Origin of the sequence: Yoonia sp. 2307UL14-13, from assembly GCF_037572755.1 — a bacterium.
Classification (GTDB): Bacteria; Pseudomonadota; Alphaproteobacteria; order Rhodobacterales; family Rhodobacteraceae; genus Yoonia.
This window is the reverse complement of the sequence record NZ_JBBIFZ010000001.1, coordinates 1,252,443-1,271,349: the sequence shown is the minus strand read 5'-3', so window position 1 is coordinate 1,271,349 and position 18,907 is coordinate 1,252,443. Positions and strand designations below refer to the sequence as shown.

General features: G+C 58.4%; 24 protein-coding genes and 1 tRNA gene. 12 read left to right on the top strand and 13 right to left on the bottom strand.

What is annotated here, in order from left to right; translation table 11 throughout:
- Positions 1 to 155 precede the first annotated feature (155 nt).
- Genes ribB through V8J85_RS06570 form a run of 4 tightly spaced genes read left to right on the top strand, consistent with a single transcriptional unit; the run spans position 156 to position 2,641 of the window.
- The gene (ribB, locus tag V8J85_RS06585) at positions 156 to 1,286 is read left to right on the top strand and encodes a 3,4-dihydroxy-2-butanone-4-phosphate synthase (RefSeq protein ID WP_339952881.1); all 1,131 of its coding nucleotides are present in this window, start codon (positions 156 to 158) and stop codon (positions 1,284 to 1,286) included.
- Positions 1,286 to 1,816: a 6,7-dimethyl-8-ribityllumazine synthase gene (locus tag V8J85_RS06580; protein WP_339952880.1), complete on the top strand. Its 531-nt coding sequence runs from the start codon at positions 1,286 to 1,288 to the stop codon at positions 1,814 to 1,816. The genes ribB and V8J85_RS06580 overlap by 1 nt, the downstream gene beginning before the upstream one ends.
- Entirely contained in the window at positions 1,813 to 2,280 is a 468-nt protein-coding gene (gene nusB / locus V8J85_RS06575) for a transcription antitermination factor NusB (RefSeq protein WP_339952879.1), read from the top strand. The genes V8J85_RS06580 and nusB overlap by 4 nt, the downstream gene beginning before the upstream one ends.
- Positions 2,281 to 2,320: 40 nt before the next feature.
- Positions 2,321 to 2,641, top strand: coding sequence for a hypothetical protein (locus V8J85_RS06570; protein ID WP_339952878.1), 321 nt, complete (start codon positions 2,321 to 2,323; stop codon positions 2,639 to 2,641).
- On the opposite strand, the gene V8J85_RS06565 is transcribed toward V8J85_RS06570, so the two are convergent.
- Positions 2,638 to 3,456, bottom strand: coding sequence for a cyclase family protein (locus tag V8J85_RS06565; RefSeq protein ID WP_339952877.1), 819 nt, complete (start codon positions 3,454 to 3,456; stop codon positions 2,638 to 2,640). The two genes, V8J85_RS06570 and V8J85_RS06565, sit on opposite strands and share 4 nt — an antisense overlap.
- A gap of 267 nt (positions 3,457 to 3,723) precedes the next feature.
- On the opposite strand from V8J85_RS06565, the gene V8J85_RS06560 reads away from it, so the two are divergent.
- The gene (locus V8J85_RS06560) at positions 3,724 to 3,933 is read left to right on the top strand and encodes a hypothetical protein (protein WP_339952876.1); all 210 of its coding nucleotides are present in this window, start codon (positions 3,724 to 3,726) and stop codon (positions 3,931 to 3,933) included.
- A 177-nt stretch (positions 3,934 to 4,110) separates the two neighbouring features.
- Here V8J85_RS06560 and V8J85_RS06555 read toward each other — a convergent pair whose 3' ends face one another.
- From V8J85_RS06555 to V8J85_RS06545, 3 genes are all read right to left on the bottom strand, one after another.
- Positions 4,111 to 4,257 carry a hypothetical protein gene (locus V8J85_RS06555; protein WP_339952875.1) on the bottom strand — a complete coding sequence of 49 codons (147 nt, stop codon included), beginning with the start codon at positions 4,255 to 4,257 and terminating at the stop codon, positions 4,111 to 4,113.
- 305 nt (positions 4,258 to 4,562) lie between these two features.
- Complete coding sequence (locus V8J85_RS06550; RefSeq protein WP_339952874.1) at positions 4,563 to 4,979, bottom strand: SRPBCC family protein; 417 nt, start codon at positions 4,977 to 4,979, stop codon at positions 4,563 to 4,565.
- Positions 4,976 to 5,329 carry an ArsR/SmtB family transcription factor gene (locus V8J85_RS06545; RefSeq protein ID WP_339952873.1) on the bottom strand — a complete coding sequence of 118 codons (354 nt, stop codon included), beginning with the start codon at positions 5,327 to 5,329 and terminating at the stop codon, positions 4,976 to 4,978. Before V8J85_RS06545 ends, V8J85_RS06550 begins: the two co-directional genes overlap by 4 nt.
- Before the next feature lie 69 nt (positions 5,330 to 5,398).
- On the opposite strand from V8J85_RS06545, the gene V8J85_RS06540 reads away from it, so the two are divergent.
- On the top strand, positions 5,399 to 5,857 hold the full coding sequence (locus V8J85_RS06540) for an MmcB family DNA repair protein (protein ID WP_339952872.1): 459 nt from the start codon (positions 5,399 to 5,401) through the stop codon (positions 5,855 to 5,857).
- Between the two features lie 48 nt (positions 5,858 to 5,905).
- Here the strand turns inward: V8J85_RS06540 and V8J85_RS06535 are convergent, their stop codons facing one another.
- Entirely contained in the window at positions 5,906 to 6,292 is a 387-nt protein-coding gene (locus V8J85_RS06535; RefSeq protein WP_339952871.1) for a hypothetical protein, read from the bottom strand.
- 110 nt (positions 6,293 to 6,402) lie between these two features.
- The gene (locus V8J85_RS06530; protein ID WP_339952870.1) at positions 6,403 to 6,600 is read right to left on the bottom strand and encodes a DUF6324 family protein; all 198 of its coding nucleotides are present in this window, start codon (positions 6,598 to 6,600) and stop codon (positions 6,403 to 6,405) included.
- A gap of 66 nt (positions 6,601 to 6,666) precedes the next feature.
- On the opposite strand from V8J85_RS06530, the gene V8J85_RS06525 reads away from it, so the two are divergent.
- The 6 genes from V8J85_RS06525 (at position 6,667) to V8J85_RS06500 (ending at position 10,830) form a co-directional block, all read left to right on the top strand.
- Positions 6,667 to 7,146: a GNAT family N-acetyltransferase gene (locus V8J85_RS06525; protein WP_339952869.1), complete on the top strand. Its 480-nt coding sequence runs from the start codon at positions 6,667 to 6,669 to the stop codon at positions 7,144 to 7,146.
- Positions 7,147 to 7,190: 44 nt separating this feature from the next.
- Positions 7,191 to 7,267: transfer RNA gene (locus V8J85_RS06520), tRNA-His, on the top strand.
- Positions 7,268 to 7,358: 91 nt separating this feature from the next.
- Positions 7,359 to 8,408, top strand: coding sequence for an RluA family pseudouridine synthase (locus V8J85_RS06515; RefSeq protein WP_339952868.1), 1,050 nt, complete (start codon positions 7,359 to 7,361; stop codon positions 8,406 to 8,408).
- 138 nt (positions 8,409 to 8,546) lie between these two features.
- Positions 8,547 to 9,443, top strand: a complete 897-nt coding sequence (gene rpoH / locus V8J85_RS06510) for an RNA polymerase sigma factor RpoH (protein WP_339952867.1) — start codon at positions 8,547 to 8,549, stop codon at positions 9,441 to 9,443.
- A 133-nt stretch (positions 9,444 to 9,576) separates the two neighbouring features.
- Entirely contained in the window at positions 9,577 to 10,539 is a 963-nt protein-coding gene (locus V8J85_RS06505; RefSeq protein ID WP_445285876.1) for a Gfo/Idh/MocA family protein, read from the top strand.
- A 9-nt stretch (positions 10,540 to 10,548) separates the two neighbouring features.
- Positions 10,549 to 10,830 carry a DUF4389 domain-containing protein gene (locus tag V8J85_RS06500; protein WP_339952865.1) on the top strand — a complete coding sequence of 94 codons (282 nt, stop codon included), beginning with the start codon at positions 10,549 to 10,551 and terminating at the stop codon, positions 10,828 to 10,830.
- A 90-nt stretch (positions 10,831 to 10,920) separates the two neighbouring features.
- On the opposite strand, the gene V8J85_RS06495 is transcribed toward V8J85_RS06500, so the two are convergent.
- From V8J85_RS06495 to V8J85_RS06465, 7 genes are all read right to left on the bottom strand, one after another.
- Positions 10,921 to 11,388: a GNAT family N-acetyltransferase gene (locus V8J85_RS06495; protein ID WP_339952864.1), complete on the bottom strand. Its 468-nt coding sequence runs from the start codon at positions 11,386 to 11,388 to the stop codon at positions 10,921 to 10,923.
- Positions 11,385 to 13,202 (bottom strand): M3 family oligoendopeptidase, encoded by a 1,818-nt coding sequence (locus tag V8J85_RS06490; protein WP_339952863.1) that lies wholly within the window; start codon positions 13,200 to 13,202, stop codon positions 11,385 to 11,387. The genes V8J85_RS06495 and V8J85_RS06490 overlap by 4 nt, the downstream gene beginning before the upstream one ends.
- Before the next feature lie 50 nt (positions 13,203 to 13,252).
- Positions 13,253 to 14,842, bottom strand: coding sequence for an ATP-dependent DNA ligase (locus V8J85_RS06485; RefSeq protein ID WP_339952862.1), 1,590 nt, complete (start codon positions 14,840 to 14,842; stop codon positions 13,253 to 13,255).
- A complete protein-coding gene (locus V8J85_RS06480) occupies positions 14,839 to 15,852 on the bottom strand; it encodes a ligase-associated DNA damage response exonuclease (RefSeq protein WP_339952861.1) in 1,014 nt (337 codons plus the stop codon). The genes V8J85_RS06485 and V8J85_RS06480 overlap by 4 nt, the downstream gene beginning before the upstream one ends.
- Before the next feature lie 283 nt (positions 15,853 to 16,135).
- The gene (locus V8J85_RS06475; protein ID WP_339952860.1) at positions 16,136 to 17,323 is read right to left on the bottom strand and encodes an elongation factor Tu; all 1,188 of its coding nucleotides are present in this window, start codon (positions 17,321 to 17,323) and stop codon (positions 16,136 to 16,138) included.
- Positions 17,324 to 17,670: 347 nt separating this feature from the next.
- A complete protein-coding gene (locus V8J85_RS06470) occupies positions 17,671 to 18,612 on the bottom strand; it encodes an alpha/beta hydrolase (RefSeq protein ID WP_339952859.1) in 942 nt (313 codons plus the stop codon).
- Positions 18,613 to 18,900 carry an SCP2 sterol-binding domain-containing protein gene (locus V8J85_RS06465; RefSeq protein ID WP_339952858.1) on the bottom strand — a complete coding sequence of 96 codons (288 nt, stop codon included), beginning with the start codon at positions 18,898 to 18,900 and terminating at the stop codon, positions 18,613 to 18,615.
- Positions 18,901 to 18,907: the final 7 nt, after the last annotated feature.

The following is an 18,907-nucleotide window of genomic DNA, read 5'->3' as shown; positions in this document are numbered from 1 at the left end:
TTCCGATAGAATTCAGATGCAATTCCGATTGGTCATTTTGGCGATCCCAACGGGTTAACCATCCTCTCGCAGCGACGCCGCGTCCGTCGGGTGCGATACCCTTTCCAAATCCCGGGCGCTGGGCTATCTGGCCCTAAGCGATCACGGGGATGCGCATGAACCAGAACTTCGAAACACCGGGGCCGGTCGAACGGGATTGGTCCGATGCGATCAGCAGCATCGAAGAAATCATCGAAGACGCCCGCAACGGCCGCATGTTCATCCTTGTCGATCACGAAGACCGCGAGAATGAAGGCGATCTGGTGATCCCCGCCCAAATGGCGACCCCCGATGCGATCAACTTCATGGCCACCCATGGTAGGGGCTTGATTTGCCTCACACTTCCGGGCGAACGGATCGACGCGCTTGGCCTGCCGCTGATGGCCTCGCATAACTCGTCCCGGCACGAAACCGCCTTCACCGTCAGCATCGAAGCCCGCGAAGGGGTCAGCACCGGTATTTCCGCCGCCGACCGCGCACTGACCGTGGCGACGGCCATCGACGCCTCCAAAGGCGCTGCCGATATCGCCACACCCGGCCATGTCTTCCCCCTGCGCGCCCGAGACGGCGGCGTCCTTGTCCGCGCCGGCCATACCGAAGCCGCGACCGATATCAGCCGTCTCGCCGGCCTCAACCCGTCTGGCGTGATTTGCGAGATCATGAAGGAAGACGGCGAAATGGCGCGGCTGCCCGACCTCATCGCCTTCGCCCAATTACACGGTCTGAAAATCGGCACGATCAGCGATCTGATCGCCTACAGGCGTCGGCATGACAACCTCGTTCGGGTTCGCGAAACCAACACGATCCAGTCCGAATTCGGCGGTGAGTGGGAGATGCGGATTTACACTGACGAAACGCAGGGCGCCGAACATATCGCCTTGATCAAAGGCGATATTTCCACGCCGAAACCGGTTCTTGTCCGCATGCATGCGCTTGATCCGATGCTGGATGTCGTGGGTGTTGGCCCCAAGGGGCGGCGCGATGAATTCGGCGACGCGATGAAGGTCATCGCGGCCGAAGGGCGAGGCGCGCTGGTCCTGCTGCGCGATGTGCATATGAAGCTCGACCCAAGCGAAGAGGTGTCGCCGCAGACCTTGCGGCAATATGGTTTGGGCGCGCAAATCCTCAGCTCGCTCGGGCTGCACGACATCGAACTCTTGACCAACTCGCCCAAGCCCAAAGTCGTCGGTCTCGATGCCTACGGCCTGCGCATCGTCAGCACCCGCAAAATCTCGGAGATCGGATAATGGCCGGACCGTCCCATTACATCATGCCGCTGCCGGATTTCGACAAACCGGTGAAAATCCTGATCGTCGCCTCGCCTTACTACAAGGATATCAGCGACCACCAGATCGCCGGGGCCAAGGCCGAGATCGAAAAGGCAGGTGCCACCTGGGACATCATCGAAGTGCCCGGCGCACTGGAGATCCCGACAGCGATCGGCATCGCCGAACGCATGTCGAACTTCGACGGATACGTCGCGCTGGGCTGCGTGATCCGGGGTGAAACGACGCACTACGACACCGTCTGCAACGACAGCAGCCGCGCGGTGCAGTTGCTTGGGCTGCAGGGCGTTTGCATCGGTAACGGCATCTTAACGGTCGAGAATTACGAACAGGCCGCGGTGCGCGCTGACCCCGACCAGATGAACAAGGGCGGCGGCGCGGCGGCAGCGGCGTTGCATTTGATTGCCATCGCCCGGAAATGGGGCAAGGCGACGAAAGGCGTCGGCTTTACCAAGGATATCATGCTTGCAGGCGGCGACAGCACAGCATGACGATATCAAACAACCAGCGCCGCAAAATGAAATCCGCCGCCCGGCTTTATGCCGTGCAGGCGCTTTTCCAGATGGAGGCATCGGGCCAGACGGTCGAAGGCATCATCGCGGAATTCGAAGATCACCGCTTTGGTGCGACCTATGATGAAGGTGAGATGGCCGAGGGTGACATCGACACGTTCCGTCTGCTGATGGACAAGGCCGTCGACAATCAGGCACAGATCGACCAGATGACCGACCGCGCGCTGGTGGCCAAATGGCCGATCAACCGGATTGACCCGACGTGGCGCGCGCTGTTCCGCGCGGCAGGGGCCGAACTGATCGATAAACAGACGCCGCCCAAAGTGGTGATCAGCGAATTCGTCCGCGTGGCCGAAGCCTTTGCCCATGACGAAAAAGAACCGAAATTCGTCAACGCGGTCCTAGACCATATGGCGCGTGAGGCGCAGCCGAACGCATTCTAAGGGCGTTGTCATGTCGCCCTCTCGCGCTATCTTTTGATGTATGAGCAGCAGTCAAGAGCCCGACCTGATGAGACTTTACCTTCGCCATTGTGCGGTGGGATTTGCCTTGTCGGCGATCTTCGTCGGACTGATCCTGTATTTCGACATCGCACGCATCGGCAGCCTCATCGCCGGATCCGATGTGGGGTATCTGGCCCTGTTCTTGCTTTGGTTCTTCAACGGCACGATTTTCGGCAGCGTCCAATTCGCAATCTCCATCATGTTAAACGCTGAAGATGACGACGAAGACGACGGTCCGCCCGGCGGCATGCTGGTGCCGATCCGGGTGTCCAACAACGGCACGAAAAGCCGCCGCCTTTAAACCATCGCGAAAATCCGGGCCGGTCCACCTGATCCGCCGGCATGTTTCGGTGCGCCAATGACGATCGTGGCGCCGCTCGCCGGAACCTGATCAAGATTGGCCAGGCATTCGATCCCAAAGCGTCCCGATGGCAGCCAGGCGTAGTGGGTGGCGAAATCGGCAGAGATACCGTGATCCAGCGACAATGTATCGACGGCCATGGACGCAGCCCCAGTGCTTTCCATCAGCATCTGCGTCGCCTCGATATGAAAACCGGGATAGTGCTGCGCCTCACCGTCGAAATTGCGGAAACCGTCGCCATCGGCCTTGGCGCCCCAACCGGAATGCATGGCCACACAGGCCCCGTCGGGAATGTCACCATTGGCATCGATCCATGCCTGCAGATCGTCGGGCGTCACCTGCGTATCCGCATCCTCTTCGGCCCGGGCCGCGATGTCGACCACGCACAAAGGCGCCACCAGATTGCCCACCGGGATTTCATCGACCGACGTGCCATCGGCAGAAAAATGCAGCGGCGCGTCGATATGTGTACCGGTATGTTCGACCGTCAGCAGCCGGTTGTTGTTGAACCCTGTCTCGCCAAAGGTCGCTAACGTCTCCATCGCGAAACCCGGTTCGCCGAAATAGGTTGGAAAGCCCGGGTGCAGGGTATGCGTCATATCGGTGATCGTGCCATGACCGGCGGCCAAGGCGGGTGGGGCCGCCATCGTCGTCGCCACGGTGGCACCCAGTGCAGCTGTACCTGCCGACGCAAAGAAAGTACGCCGCGATATCATCTTGTTTTTCACGGCATTCATCACGCATTGATCACACATCGTCCGTCTCCTGTTTGTTGATGCGTCGAGCGTGGCCCAAAGCGGCGTGATTGCAAGTCATTTGTAAACGATCGGGTTGACGTTGGGGCAAGTCATTGAAACCATCATGTTTTCTTTGGTCTTTGTCATGAAATGATCAAATCGGACGTAAACTGAGGCACAATAAGCACCGCATCTATCTTGGGTTTATGGACGGATCGCAGCCATTCTGATCAGTTAGGATTCAGAGGTTCGTGCTGTTCGCGCTATCTGCCAGAGGATGTAAGTATGTCTGTTAAACGGTTTGCTCCAATCGATGTTCAGGGCCTTGATGAAAAGGCCGATCGTTTGACCCCTCGCGATCTTGCGGACATGGGCCTTTTATCCGATGCGGATACATCGACAGACCGGTCAAGACACGCCGGTGCACAGATCATTCAACTGATGGAACGTTTGCGGTCAGGTGGCGGGCACCGCGACAGCCGTAAAGGCAACTAATCCCGAGGACCTGTATGTACAGGTGGGCGCCAGGTAATCAGACCAGGATCTAAACAGAGCCAGCTCCCTCGGATTTGCTTAAGGCCACTGGATTTGTGCCGGAAGCTACGAGAGGCGCAGAAACCCGCCGTGGTTAGATTTAGGCGGGTATCGTGGTGATAACAAGGTGTCGTGCGACTATTCTTCGACGTCGGCCTTCAAAAGCCAACCATCGGGACCAACCATTTCGATCGGGGCATAGGCCAGCAATGCGCGTTCAGCCAGACCCACAGTCAGAAGCGCCATACAGACTTCCAGAAATGTGATATCAGCGAACAGTGCCATGTGAGCCTCCTAACGTCTTACCCTTATGTTTATGGAGGTTAATCCGGTCAAAAACGTGACGCGGGCGTGGTTTTGCATCCACTTACCTACAGCACCCGCCCCAATCGCGTCACATTCTTGCGCGGTTTCGATGAACGACCTGTCGGCGAGATTTCGCTTATCTACTGAATTCAAAAGATAATTCAGCCAGCCGAAGATGAACGCACTGATTTTGAAGCGTTTTATTCGAAATCTGGAGCTGCGGCGTCAGCGCGAATCCGATCGTGGTATGACAATCAGATTCGCGTCGGCAAAGACCTGCCACTTCAGGCGGGCACGGTTTCATGCAAATCGTTCCGCATGCGCCCGATATGATCGTCCCATCCTTTGTCGAGGGCCAGCGTCAGGTCGAACGCCGCAATCCCCATAGGCAGCCCCTCATGCAGTAGCGACAAGCGCGTGCCACCGGGAACCTCTTCCAGCGTCCATATCACGGTGCTGACCGCATCACCCATTGGGCCGATGGTAAATGTATAGACCAGCAAGTCATGCGGATCCGCCGTCAACACCTCGCCCCACATCAACTTGTTTCCGCTTTCACTGCCGAACATTTCATAGCTTTCACCCGCTTTCAGCGCCTGTGGCGGTTTGTGAAACCAGATGGCCAGTTTGTCGGGTTCGGTGAGATATTCCCAAACGTCATGTTTGCTGGCGCGCAGGTAAATGGATTTGTTGATCGTCATGTGGTGTCCTTTTCGATAGCGGATTTCAAGGCGCTCAGACGGTCATCCCAGAAGGCATCGAAGAAGGTCAGCCAATCCAGAACGGGCGCCATGCCCAAGGGGTTGAGGGTGTTGATACGTTCGCGGCCTTGCGCCCGTACCGTGATCAGTCCGCCATCCGACAGCACGGTCAGATGCTTTTTGACGGCGGCGCGGGTCATGTCGAAATTGTCGGCGACCTCGGCGATGGTCATGTCGCGATTGCGCAGCATGATCAGAATGTCGCGCCGTGTCGGGTCGGCAAGCGCGCGAAAGGTGGGTTGCGTGTCTGGCATGGCGTTTCCGTAAAGTGATACCTTTTGGTATCTCATGCGTATGATACCGAAAGGTATCATGTCAAGCACTTGATTTTTGTTCACGTATTGTTCATGGTTTCCGATATGCCCGATGACGTTCTTCAGCCCCCGCTCATGCCCGGCCAACTACTGGCGCGCGGGGTCAGCCGTCATCTGCGCGGCCATGATTTCGTCAGTGTCGAGGAACTGGTTCCCACATCCGGTCTGCGCGTGGATGTCATGGGTTTGGGCCCGAAAGGCGAAATCTGGATCGTGGAATGCAAATCCAGCCGCGCTGATTTTCAGTCTGACCACAAATGGCAGGGTTATCTGGAATGGTGCGACAGGTTCTTTTGGGCGGTCGATGGTGAATTCCCGACCGAGTTACTGCCCGACGATACCGGTCTGATCATTGCCGATGCCTATGATGCCGAAATCATTCGGATGGGTCCCGAAAGCAAACTTGCCCCCGCCCGCCGCAAGGTCATGGTTCAGAAATTCGCCCGGCACGCCGCGATCCGCGCGCAGGCGGCCAGGGACCCAGCGATGGTGATCACCTTTTGACGGCAGGTCATCCGACCGACAGATGCTTTGCGTCGCGTATTTGTAAGATCAAGCACTGTCTTCATAGTCATTATATACTTTGAGAATTTCAATAAGCCCGTAAGGCGTCATGTTTACCGGGGGCATGGTCAGCCCGCAGTAACGCCCCAAATCGGCTGAAAAACTGACGCAGTCCCTTACCAGTACAGCGTATTTCTTACCTGCATAATCAGCGGTCACCCGCGTGACGGCAGCATCCAGTATCGTGTCGGTGACAGAGAACGTCACAAAATGATTGATTAGGTCCGATCTGTCTTGCCGGTCGATCTTGCCGTCTGCATATGGGCTGCTTTTGACCGCCGGTAGAAAGCCGTACCAGTTGGCACCCTGCACCGTGGTGACCTGACATGCGCTGTGGAACATGCCGGTTTCGCTGATAATCTTCAGTGTGCCCATCTTATCAATCCCTTAGAGAAAATCGTATATGCAATACTGATTGCACTATGTGTCATATCTGTCCAGCAGGACATATGTCGGCCGGCACCGTTCGACGATCCAATAGATCGTCACCGTTTCGCTTTGCCCATCGCTTGCGCCGCTATTGCGGCCGCCTTGATCTCTTCGGCGATCTCGTTGGCTTCTTCCGGGTCGAAATCCATCGGCACCTCGATGCCGCCAGCCTCGACAAAGATGCGCACCATGCCCTGATCGGTCGGCCCGATCTGCAGGTTGGCTTCGATGTCTTTTTCGCTGTTGATCCCCATGGCCGCACCTCACTGACTTTGGCTTTTGTCCTAGCGCCTTGGCAGCTTGATTGGCAAGGTGTGGTCATGCATTTTACGATAAGGCCCTTCACTCCGACGGATGCCGGTTGGTTAGTGTCCCAACACGCCGATCACCATGCCCGTGTGGAAGGGTTCGACGACACATTCGGCCCGCTCGTCGCGGGGATCGTTGCGGAATTCCTTGCTGATCACGACCCTTTGGCCGAGGCTGGATGGATGGCCCATGATGGCGAAGACCGCCTGGGGACAGTCTTTTGCGTCCGACTGACGCCCGAAACAGCCAAGCTGCGTCTATTCTACGTGGTCGACACGGCGCGGGGCAGGGGGGTGGCGCAGGCGCTTTTGGATCGATGCCTTGGCTTCGCGCGCGACGTTGGGTATCGGGATATGACCCTTTGGACCCACGAAAGCCACCGCGCGGCCGGTGGCATTTACCGGCGCAACGGGTTCGCCCGGATCAAGGCCGCGCCGGTGCATTCTTTCGGTGTCGATCTGGTCGAGGAGACGTGGCAAATCCGGCTATAGCCCTCTTGCATTCATAGCCCTCTAGGGCTAAATCCGCTGCCAGTGCCGCCTTAGCTCAGTTGGTTAGAGCGCTTGATTGTGGATCAAGAGGTCCCTGGTTCGAGACCAGGAGGTGGTACCACTTTCAAAATTCAAGAATTTTGAAAGAGTGTGGGGAAACGTTTGGCGCAGCCAAATGTGGTCACACCCGGTGGCAACTGGAGCGCAACGATATGACCACCGTCACTTTCATGATCGGCCCCAACCCACCGCCACGTCTGGACAAAGCGCTTGGCCGTGACGTGCCCGCGGATGCCGCCCTCAGCCGGTCGCGCCTTGTCAAACTGATCGCGGACGGTGCAGTTCACGTTGATGGCACGATCATCACCGATCCCCGTTTTCGGATCGGCGAAGGGGCCGAAGTCAGCGTTGCAGTTGCAGCCGCCGAGGAAAGCCATATCGGCCCCGAGGATATCCCCCTGAATGTCGTGTTTGAGGATGACGACCTGATCGTGGTCAACAAACCGGCTGGCATGGTCGTCCATCCGGCACCGGGCACACCGGGCGGCACCTTGGTCAACGCCCTCATCCATCATTGCGGCGACAGCCTGTCGGGGGTGGGGGGCATGAAGCGGCCCGGCATCGTGCATCGCATCGACAAGGACACATCCGGCCTGCTGGTCGTCGCGAAATCCGATCGGGCACATCATCATCTTGCCGACCAGTTCGCGGCCCACAGCGTCGAACGCCGTTATCTTGCGATTTGTCACGGTGTGCCCGATGCGAACGATCCGCGTTTGCGTGGGATAAAGGGAACGTCGTTCGAGGCAGGGAACATTCTGAAGGTTCAGACGTTCCTGGGACGACACAAGACGGACCGACAGCGGCAGGCCGTTTATTTTGACAAAGGCCGACATGCGGTAACGCGGGTGCGCATTCTGGATCCATTGGGACAGCCTGCGGCGGCGGCTTTGGTCGAATGTTGGCTTGAGACGGGGCGAACGCATCAGATCAGGGTGCACATGACCCATTGCGGGCATGCCTTGATCGGGGATCCGATTTACGGCGGACGGCGGAAACTGTCGGAAAAGGCGGTGGGGTCGATCGGTGCGCAGACTGCCGCCGTCTTTGCGCGACAGGCATTGCACGCGGCCACACTCGGCTTCATTCATCCGGTCAGCGGTGAGACGGTGCAGTATGTTGCCGAACTTCCTGCCGACATGCGTGAACTTTTGCGCGCTCTTGGCGGTTCTGGTCCGAAACAAACAATGCCATGTGCGTGAGCGCACTTAAATGTGACTTTTCAAACTAAACCGGTCAGTTCATATTCAGTTTTGTCAAAAGTTAACTTTTTCTCTTGAAACGTCACGTCAACGTTACCATATCCATGTTAAGCCTTTAAACATTAGGAGGGCACGACAGTGAGCAATTATCAGAATTTACCGGCGCCTTCGCCGGAACAAGGCCTGAACCGCTATATGCAGGAAATCCGGAAATTTCCCATGTTGGAGCCGGAGGAAGAATACATGCTGGCCAAGCGCTGGGTCGATCATGAAGACACCGAAGCGGCGCATAAGATGGTGACATCGCACCTGCGCCTCGCCGCTAAAATCGCCATGGGCTATCGCGGCTATGGATTGCCGCAGGCCGAAGTCATTTCCGAGGCCAATGTGGGCCTGATGCAGGCGGTCAAGCGGTTCGACCCCGAAAAAGGCTTCCGCCTGGCGACTTATGCCATGTGGTGGATCCGTGCCTCGATCCAGGAATACATTCTGCGATCATGGTCGCTGGTGAAACTGGGCACGACGTCCGCGCAGAAGAAACTGTTCTTCAACCTGCGCAAGGCGAAATCCCGTATCGGTGCATTGGAGGATGGCGATCTGCGCCCCGAAAACGTCAAGCGGATCGCGACCGATCTGGGCGTGACAGAGAATGAAGTCATCTCGATGAACCGGCGTCTGTCGGGCGGCGATGCCTCGCTGAATGCGCAGGTCGGATCGGATGGTGAAGGGTCCATGCAATGGCAGGACTGGCTTGAGGATGAAAGCGCCAACACGGCCGCGGATTACGAGGCAAGCGATGAGCTCGAGGCGCGTCGCGAATTGCTGGCCGAGGCGATGGATGTGCTGAATGACCGCGAAAAGGACATTCTGGTGCAGCGTCGTCTGGCAGAAGAGACCGTCACCTTGGAAGATCTGAGCGGCCAGTACGATGTCAGCCGCGAACGGATCCGACAGATCGAGGTGCGTGCCTTTGAAAAGCTGCAGAAGAAGATGAAGGACTTGGCCAAGCAGAAAGGTATGCTGGTCGAGGCTTAGCGCCTCGCTCAAACCATCTAATCTAGTTTCCCCGTCGGATGCCTCCGGCGGGGATATTTTTGGCCAAAAGAGGGGTGGGGCGCTTTCCCTTGGGTAACCGTTGGCGCTAACATCCGCAAAAATGGAGTTTTTGATGCGGTGGGGCATTCTAGGCGCAGCAAATTTCGCGCGTGAGTATATGGGGCCGGCGATCCACGCGGCGAAGGGTGCAGAACTGGCGGCCTTGGCCACGTCGGATCCGGCGAAGGCCCAAGGATTTCAGGCCTTCGCGCCGGGAATTCGGGTGCATGGGGACTACGATGCTCTCGTCGCCGATCCGGACATTGATGCGATCTACGTCCCGTTGCCGAACCACTTGCATGTGGAATGGACCGTCAAAGCGCTTGAGGCCGGCAAACATGTGCTGTGCGAAAAGCCGATTGCGCTGGTTGAGTCCGATTTCGACCAACTGATCGCGGCGCGCGACAAGGCAGGCAAGTTCGCCGCCGAAGCCTTCATGATCGTGCACCACCCGCAGTTTATCCGCGCCCGCGAGCTGGTGCAGGGCGGCGCGATTGGCAGGTTGGTCCATGTGGACGCGACGTTTAGTTTCTACAACGACGATACCGGGAACATTCGTAATCAGGCGGATGCAGGCGGTGGTGGATTGCGGGATATCGGGGTTTACACGTTTGGGTCCGCGCGGTTCGTGACCGGACAAGAACCCACCGCGATACCTCATGCCAACCTGCGCTTTGAAAATGGGGTGGATGTCTTTGCTCAGGTCGCCGCTGACTTCCCCGATTTCACCTATTCTGCGGTCGTCTCGATGCGGATGTTCCCCCATCAAGGGATCACATTCATCGGTGAAAAAGGCGTCTTGCGCCTGACCTGTCCATTCAACGCCAATGTCTTCGATATCGCTCAGATCACGCTGGAAACAGGTGGCCAGACTGTCACGACAGAACGCTGGCCATCCACCAATCATTACGTTCTGCAGGTGGAAAACTTCGTCAAAGCTGCCGAAGGTGGTGCGCCCTATCCATGCCCCCTTGAGTTTTCGCGCGGGACGCAGAGAATGATAGATATGGTCTTTGCCGCCGGCGGGGCGGCATAGGAGGGCAGCATGGCAAAAGATCACGAAGCGGCTGAGGCTGAATCAGACTTTGAGAGCATCTGGTTGCGTCTCGTCCACATGATCATTATCGCGGTGCTGATGGGGATTGCGAGCAATCTGCTGGCGCTCCTGACGATCGCGCAATTCGTGATCATGGTCTTCAACAAGCGTGAACCGAACGAGCCACTGGCCGAGATCGGGACGACCATGGGCGTCTGGATGGCCAAGGCCGCACGATACCAGACCGCGGCGAGCGAGGTGAAGCCGTGGCCGTGGACGGAATTGGATTGAGTTTGAAGGTGGCGTAGCCCCGGACGTAATCCGGGGCCTCTTACGAAGTTGGCTTTGAGGTCCCAGATTAAATTCGGGACTGCGTTTCGTTTATGACAAACCCAACCGCATCACCTGCTCCAGCCCTGACCGTCCATCGCGCCCCGGTCCGTCGACCAACCAACCGGTCTTTTCATAACATCGGATCGCGCGGTCATTGGCCTTGTCGACCGATAACCAGATCTCGGTCAGCTCTGGATAGGTCTTGCGCAGGTAGTCCGGCAAAGCGGTCAACAACGCTGTCCCGTAGCCAAGCCCCTGATATTGCCCGCCAATCAAGAGACCGCGAAACCCGAAAGTCCCCATGGGCAGCCGATCCACGACCCGCGAGAAATCGCGGTCGATCTTGAAAAAACCCACATGGGTCTCACCCCGCAAACCGGTGTGAAAATCGGTCTGCGGGTCTTTCTCCGCCGTCAATTCGTGTATTTCACCCACAAAGGGGTACTGTGGCTCAGTCAGAATCAAATGCGCCACGCGATCCTTTTGCGCGCGTTGCAACGGCTGGATCGTGATCACGCCTCCATCGCCTCCAACTCGTCAATGAAGCCTTCGATCATCGACAGGCCCTTGTCCCAGAATTTCGGGTCCGAGGCGTCGAGGCCGAAGGGGGCCAGCAATTCCTTGTGGTGCTTCGACCCACCCGCCCGCAGCATGTCGAAATACTTGGTGCGGAAGTCCGGATCACCTTCCTGATAGACGGCGTAAAGCGCATTCACGAGGCCGTCGCCGAACGCATAGGCATAGACGTAGAAGGGCGAGTGGACGAAGTGCGGGATGTAGGCCCAGAATGTCTCATAGCCCTCGGCGAATTCGAAAACGGGCCCAAGGCTTTCGGCTTGCACCGACATCCAGAGCGCGTTGATATCGTCGGGCGTCAACTCGCCCTTGGCCCGCGCGGCGTGCAGTTTGCATTCGAAATCGTAGAACGCGATCTGGCGGACGACCGTATTGATCATGTCCTCGACCTTGTTGGCGAGCAGGACCTTGCGTTCCTCCTGGCTGTCCGTGCCGTCGAGCATCTTGCGGAAGGTCAGCATTTCACCAAAGACCGATGCCGTTTCGGCAAGTGTTAGCGGCGTAGAGGACAAGAGTTCACCCTGTTCTGCCGCCAAAACCTGATGCACCCCATGCCCAAGTTCATGCGCCAAGGTCATGACATCACGTGGTTTTCCCAGATAGTTCAGCATCACATAAGGATGCACCGGCGTCACCGTCGGATGGGCAAACGCCCCCGGTGCCTTGCCCTGTTTCACCGCGGCATCAATCCAGCCATCGGTAAAGAATGGCTTGGCGATCTCGGCCATTTGCGGGTCGAACTCGGCATAGGCGTCCATCACCGTGTCGCGCGCGGCGTCCCAACCGACGATCTTGTCGCTTTCCATCGGCAGCGGCGCGTTACGGTCCCAGACCTGCATTTTGTCAAGGCCCAGCCACTTAGCTTTCAGCGCATAATACCGATGCGACAGGCGCGGATAGGCGGCGACAACAGCGTTGCGCAGCGCCTCGACAACTTCGGCTTCGACATGGTTGGACAGGTGCCGTCCGGTTTGCGGTGTTGGCATCTTGCGCCAGCGGTCCTCGATTTCCTTTTCCTTGGCGAGTGTGTTGTGGACGCGGGCGAAGAGTTTGATGTTGTCATGAAAGACCTTGGCCAGCGCGTGGGTGGCAGCTTCTCGCTTGGCGCGATCTTGTTCGGTCAGAAGGTTGAGCGTGGCTTCCAATGGCAGCGTCTCGCCATCCACGTCAAACTCCAGCCCCGCCATCGTTTCATCGAAGAGCTTGTTCCAAGCAGAGGCGCCAACAACCGAGGCATCGTGGAGGAACTTTTCCATCTCGTCCGACAGCTGATGCGGCTTCATCGCACGCAAGCGATCGAACACCGGCTTATAGCGTGCGAGGTCGGCGTTTTCAGTGAGCAGGCCGTTCAGGTGATCATCGTCCAGCCGGTTGAATTCGAGGCCGTAGAAGACCAGCGGTGTGGTGAACGTCGTGATCTTGTCCTGACAATCGGACATGAACTTTGCCCGCTCGGCATCTGTCGTGATCTGGTAGTACCGCAGACCAGCGAAGGACATGATGCGGCCCGCGATAACGTCGATCTGTTCATAGCGTTGGACAGCTTTCAACAGGCCGGCGGCATCCAGTTCGGCGAGTTTCCCTTCGTAAGTCTTTGCGAAGTCAGCACATTCACCTTCGAGCCATTTCAGGTCACGTGATAGCTCGGGCGCGTCGGTGCTTTTGTAAAGATCGCTGAGATCCCATTCAGGCAGATCGCCGAGGTCCTTGCTACCGTTGGCGTTCGCGTCGAAAACGGGTGTCGGGAATTGCATGTCTCACCTCTGATTGTTTCGCGTTACATAGGCCGTGGCGACATGGGTTGCTAGCCGTAGGCCGCCAACATTTCCTTGAGGTCTTCCAATGTATTCGCCTCATCCACCGGCTTGTCCCTGCGCCAGCGGGACATGCGTGGAAAGCGCAGGGCGACGCCGGATTTGTGGCGGGGGCTGGCCTGGATGCCTTCGAACGCGATCTCGAACACATGTTCGGGCGGCACCTGTCTGACAGGGCCGAAGCGTTGCAGCGTGTTCTTGCGGACCCACGATGTGATTTCGCGGAATTCGGCGTCGGTCAGGCCGGAATAAGCCTTGGTGAAGGGGACCAGATCGTTGCCCGCGCGGACGGCGAATGTGTAGTCGGTGAACAGGTTTGCGCGCCTGCCGTGACCGGCTTGCGCATAGATCATGACCGCGTCGATGGTCAGCGGGTCGATCTTCCACTTCCACCAATCGCCGCGTTTGCGCCCGGACAGGTAAGGGCTGTCGAGACGTTTGAGCATGAGGCCCTCGGCGCCGATATCGCGAGATTGTGCGCGGGCTTTGGCGAGGTCGTCCCATGTGGTGAAATCGACAGCGCTCGAGAGGCGAATGGGAGATTCGCTTGGCGCTTCATTAATGAGCGTTTTCAGATGGTTGCGTCGTTCTTTTAGAGCGGTTTCGCGGATGTCTTTGCCATCATGTTCGAGCAGGTCATAGGCCATCAGTACCACAGGCGATTCCGTCAGCAGCTTCTTCGGGACCGTCTTGCGTCCGATCCGTTTCTGCAGGGCGTTGAAAGATAACGGCTTTTCGTCGGCAAATGCGAGAATTTCGCCGTCGATGACGGTTCCATCGGGCAGGTAGTCCTTCAGCTGTGCCAGTTCCGGGAAGCGGTCGGTCATCAGGTCTTCGCCCCGCGACCAGAGATGATGTTCACCGCCGCGGATGATCAGCTGGCCGCGGATGCCGTCCCATTTACGTTCGGCGTTCCAATCGCTCGGTTCACCAAGGTCATCAAGGCTATCCAGTTGATAGGCCAGATAAAACGGATAGGGGCGCGAAAGATCGGCGGTAGGATCATCCGCCTCGATCAGGCTTTCCCAAGTGGCGGTATCGGGCGTCCAGTTGCCCATCAACTTGTGGGTCAGTTCCGGCTCGGGTTGCCCTGTGGCTTGCGCAAGCGCGCGGGTGATCAATTTGGCGCTGACACCGATGCGGAAACCACCCGTCAGCAGTTTGGTAAACAGGAACCGTTGCGTCGTGGGCAGGCTGTTCCAGGCCTGCAGGATGCCTGCTTTGCGCTCGTCCTCCTCAAGCGTTGAGAGCGTTTTGATCTTATTGATCCAAAAGGTTAAAGACTGGTCATCATCCTGTTCGGCGGGGGGCAGGACCAGCGCGATAGTTTCGGCCAGATCGCCGACGATGTTATAGCTTTCGTCAAACAGCCAATCGGGCAGGCCCGCGACCTCGGCCGCCCATTCGCGCAAGCGAGTCGCGGTGATGGTCCGCTTGGGCCGCCGCCCTGTGAACAGAGCGATGGTCCAGAGCTTGTCGCTGGGGTCAGCGGTGCGGAAATAGTCGGCCAATGCGGCTGTTTTGACCGTGGTTTTGGTGCTTTCATCAATGCGGGTGAAGAGGGTGGCGAAGTCCTTCATGCGTCGACTTCCTCAGCATTATCAAGGCTTTCGCCGTGGTAGTCGGTGCTGACGATGTGGGCGTCATAACCTTGGTCAGAGAGCCAACGCTGGAAGGCAGAGGTGTAGCCATGGGTGGCGAAAATCTTGGTGGCGCCAGTGGCTTTGATCGCGTCGTTCAGCCCGTCCCAATCGGCATGGTCAGACACGATGAACCCACGGTCAGCTGCCCTGCGGCGGCGCACGCCACGCAAGGCCATCCAGCCGCTGGCAAAGGCGGTGGAGGCGGGGCCGAAACGGCGTGTCCAGGTCGTGCCGAGGGCGCTTGGCGTGGCGAGGACGAGGGCGCCGGGGTGGGTTTTTGCCGTGATCTCGGGTGTGGCGTAGATCGTATCTGGCAGGGTAAGCCCCTGATTTCGCAGTACTTCATTGGTGTTTTCAATGGCGCCGTGCGTGATGATGGGGCCGATATCGGGGTTCACTTTGGCGAGCAGGCGTTGAGCTTTGCCAAGCGCGTAGGCGCCGAGGATCGAGATGCGTCCGGCGGCGGCATTTGTGACCCACCAGTCGTTGATTTGTTGGGTGAGAATGTCCTGCGGCGTCCATTTGAAGATGGGCAGGCCGAAGGTGCATTCGGTGATGAAGGCGTGGCATTTGACGGGCTCGAAGGGCTCGGAAAGGCCGTCGGCGACGGTCTTGTAATCGCCGGAGACGACCCAGATCTCGCCCTTGACCTCTACCCGGATTTGGGCAGAGCCGGGGACGTGGCCGGCGGGGTGGAATGACACGGTCGCATCGCCGATTTGTTTTTGTTCCCCGTAGCTTATGGTCTCAAGCGTAATCTCTCCCAGCCGGTGCCGCATGACGGGCGCTGTGCCTTTCGTTGCGAGGTAACGCTGCATGCCGGGGCGGGCGTGGTCGCTGTGGCCGTGGGTGATCAGGGCGCGGTCCACGGGTTGCCAGGGGTCGATGTAGAAATCGCCTGCGGGGCAGTATATTCCGCGGTCGGTGAAGGTGAGGACGTCGGTCATGAAAGGGATGATAGCGCATGTTGGGTGCGGGTCACGGGCCTGGCCGGTCGGGCCGCCGTTAATCGCTTGGAAGCCTATGTTAACAAGGGCAATGACGCTGAAAATCGCTATCGGAAAACCATCGGAATTGTATCGGAATTCCATCGGACCACCTTGCGGGATTTCATGGGCTTAACCGACCGCGCGCCACAGATGTTATCGAGAGGTAAATATTTGCACCGGGTGGGTTTCACCCACCCTACGTCGCCATGGCCCCACTTGCGCGGGGCCATGGCTATGGCTTTCAGGCGGTGACGTCGGTCACGATACCGGCGCCGACGGTCCGGCCCCCTTCGCGCAGGGCGAAGCGGATGCCGGGCTCAATGCCCACCGGCTTGTGCAGGACGAACCCGACCTCGGCCCGGTCACCGGGCATCACGGGCAGGTCGTCCGTCACGTTCACCACGCCGCTCACATCGGTCACGCCGAAGAAGAACTGCGGCGCGTAGCCGGTGGAAAAGGGCGTATGACGGCCCCCTTCATCGGCGTTCAGCACAAAGATCTCGGCCCGGCCTTGCGTGAACGGTTTGATCACGCCCGGTGCAGACAGGATCTGGCCGCGCTGGACCTCGTCCCGCTTGAGACCCCGCAGCAGGAGGCCGACATTCATGCCTGCCCGCGCCTCGGGGATATCCTTGCGGAATGCCTGCGTGCCGGTCACGACAACCTCGGCCCCGTCATTGGACAGACCGATGATCTCCACTGGCTCACCGACCTTGATCGACCCGCGCTCAACCCGGCCAGAGACGACCGTGCCGCGACCCGGGATGGTGTGAACCGCCTCGATCGGCATCATGAACGGGCTGTCATAATCCCGGACCGGGTCCGGGAAATGACGATCCATGGCGTCGACCAGTGCTTTCACACAGTCCACTTCCGGAGCATCGATCTCCCCGGCGATGGCCTTTTCAAGCGCTTGCAGGGCAGAGCCGAAGACGAAGGGCGTGTTTTCATAGCCCTGCGCTTCGAGCAGCGCACCTGTTTCCATCTCGATCAGTTCGGCCATGTCGGCACGCTCGGCCTCGCCCAGCATGTCCATCTTGTTTACGAAGACCACCATATGGCCGACGTTTACCTGACGGGCGAGCAGGATATGCTCGATCGTTTGCTTGGCCGCGCCTTCCGTGCCGTCCACGAGCAGGATCGCCCCGTCCATCTGGGACGCGCCGGTGATCATGTTTTTCACATAATCGGCGTGGCCCGGACAATCGATATGGGCATAGATCCTTGTGCCCGATTCATACTCCACATGGGACGTGTTGATCGTGATGCCGCGCGCCTTTTCATCGGGTGCCTTGTCGATCTGGTCAAACGACATAGCCTGTCCGCCAAGGCGGGCGGCCTGCACTTGCGTCAGGGCCGAGGTCAGGGTCGTTTTGCCATGGTCGACGTGACCGATGGTGCCGACATTCATGTTCAGTTTCGTAGCCATTTTTCTAACTCCTTCTTGCTACGAGCGCCGCCCCACATCCGCTGGCCAAGCGGGGCAGGACGGCCATTGGCATCTGGCGCGCCAAATCTTGTGTTCAGGCCGTGGCCCGAAAATAAAAAAACCCGGCGGGCGTCTGGCCATCCGGGGTTGCGTCGCAACATAAGGAGGCCATCAGCCTCCGAGAGTGTTCCTCACAAAGGCAGGTCGATCTTCCACGCATCTTCGCCCGCAAAAGCCGAAGCTGATGCAGCGCGTGGTGTCAGATTTTCCAAGACCGTAATCATGACGGCTCCTCTGTGTGAGGGGCTGACCTAAGCGTTTGTGTTTTGCAAAACAAGTGTTTTGTTTCAGGCCGCCAGCTTCTTGTCGAACAGCGCCGTTGTCTGATCAAAGATCGTCTCGCGGATTTGCGGCGCGTCCATCATCATTTCATGCTGCCCGTTGGCGATCGTATGCAACGCACCGTCGGGCCAGTCGCGCATCCGGTCCTGAATGCGATAGGGGTCAACGATGGCCTCTTTGCTGCCCAAGAACGTGATGCAGGGCAGGTTGGGCGCGCGTTGCTGGCTGAGCCAGTGCATTTCACGCAATGACGTATTCAGCCACCGCAGAGATGGCCCGCCAAGGGCGAGGTCTGGGTGATTTTCCAGTTGTTCGCGCAGGGTGCAGAACATGTCGGGGTCATTCGTGAGCGCGTTGCCTTCGAAATCGGCGCGCAAGACATAGGATTGTTCGAATTGGCCGGGCGCGAGGCTATCGTCGAAACCAAGGGGCGTGCTGACGGCGGAGAGGCCCCATGCCACGGGGCGCAGCGCGACAGACATCTGGATGCCCCACATGGGGGCGGAGAACATGGCCGCCTTCACATCCAGCCCTTCGATCACGGCGCGCAGGCCGATGCAGCCGCCCATGGAATGGCCGATCAGGAAATAGGGGCGGGGCAGGTCGAGCGTTTTAACATGCTTTAGCACAGCAGCGACGTCCTTTTGATAGTCGCTGAACCTGCCCACATGGCCGATGGCCCGGTTTGGCAGCATCCGGTCGGCGATGCCTTGCCCGCGCCAATCGATGGCGATACTGGCATATCCCCGTTCTAAAAGCGCTTTGGCTGCGCGGCCATATTTTTCCACAAACTCAGTGCGGCCCGGGAAGATCAGGATCGTTCCTTTGACCCCGGGCTTGGTCCAATGGCCGACGCGGATGCGCAGGCCATCGGATGTGGTGATCCAGTGGGCGACCCCTCCGTCAGGTGCATCGGCGATGTCGTCGTAAAGGGGCGCCTTGTCCATTTAGCTGAGCACACCTGCCAATGCCATGGCTTTGCCCATGTCGCCATCGACCGTCAGCTTGCCGGTCATGAAGGCGGCTGTCGGGTCTTGTTCACCATCAAGGATGGCTTTGAAGGTTTCGGCGGTGGCGGTCATCGACACCTCGGCATCGTCGTCGCCTGCGCGCGCGCCATTTTCGTCGATCATGATCGACCCTTCATCTTCGATGATGAATTTCGCGGTTCCGTCAAAGCCACCGTCCATCTTTGCGTTCAGGGCGGCCACGGCCTCGGTCACGACATCACTCATATTTTTC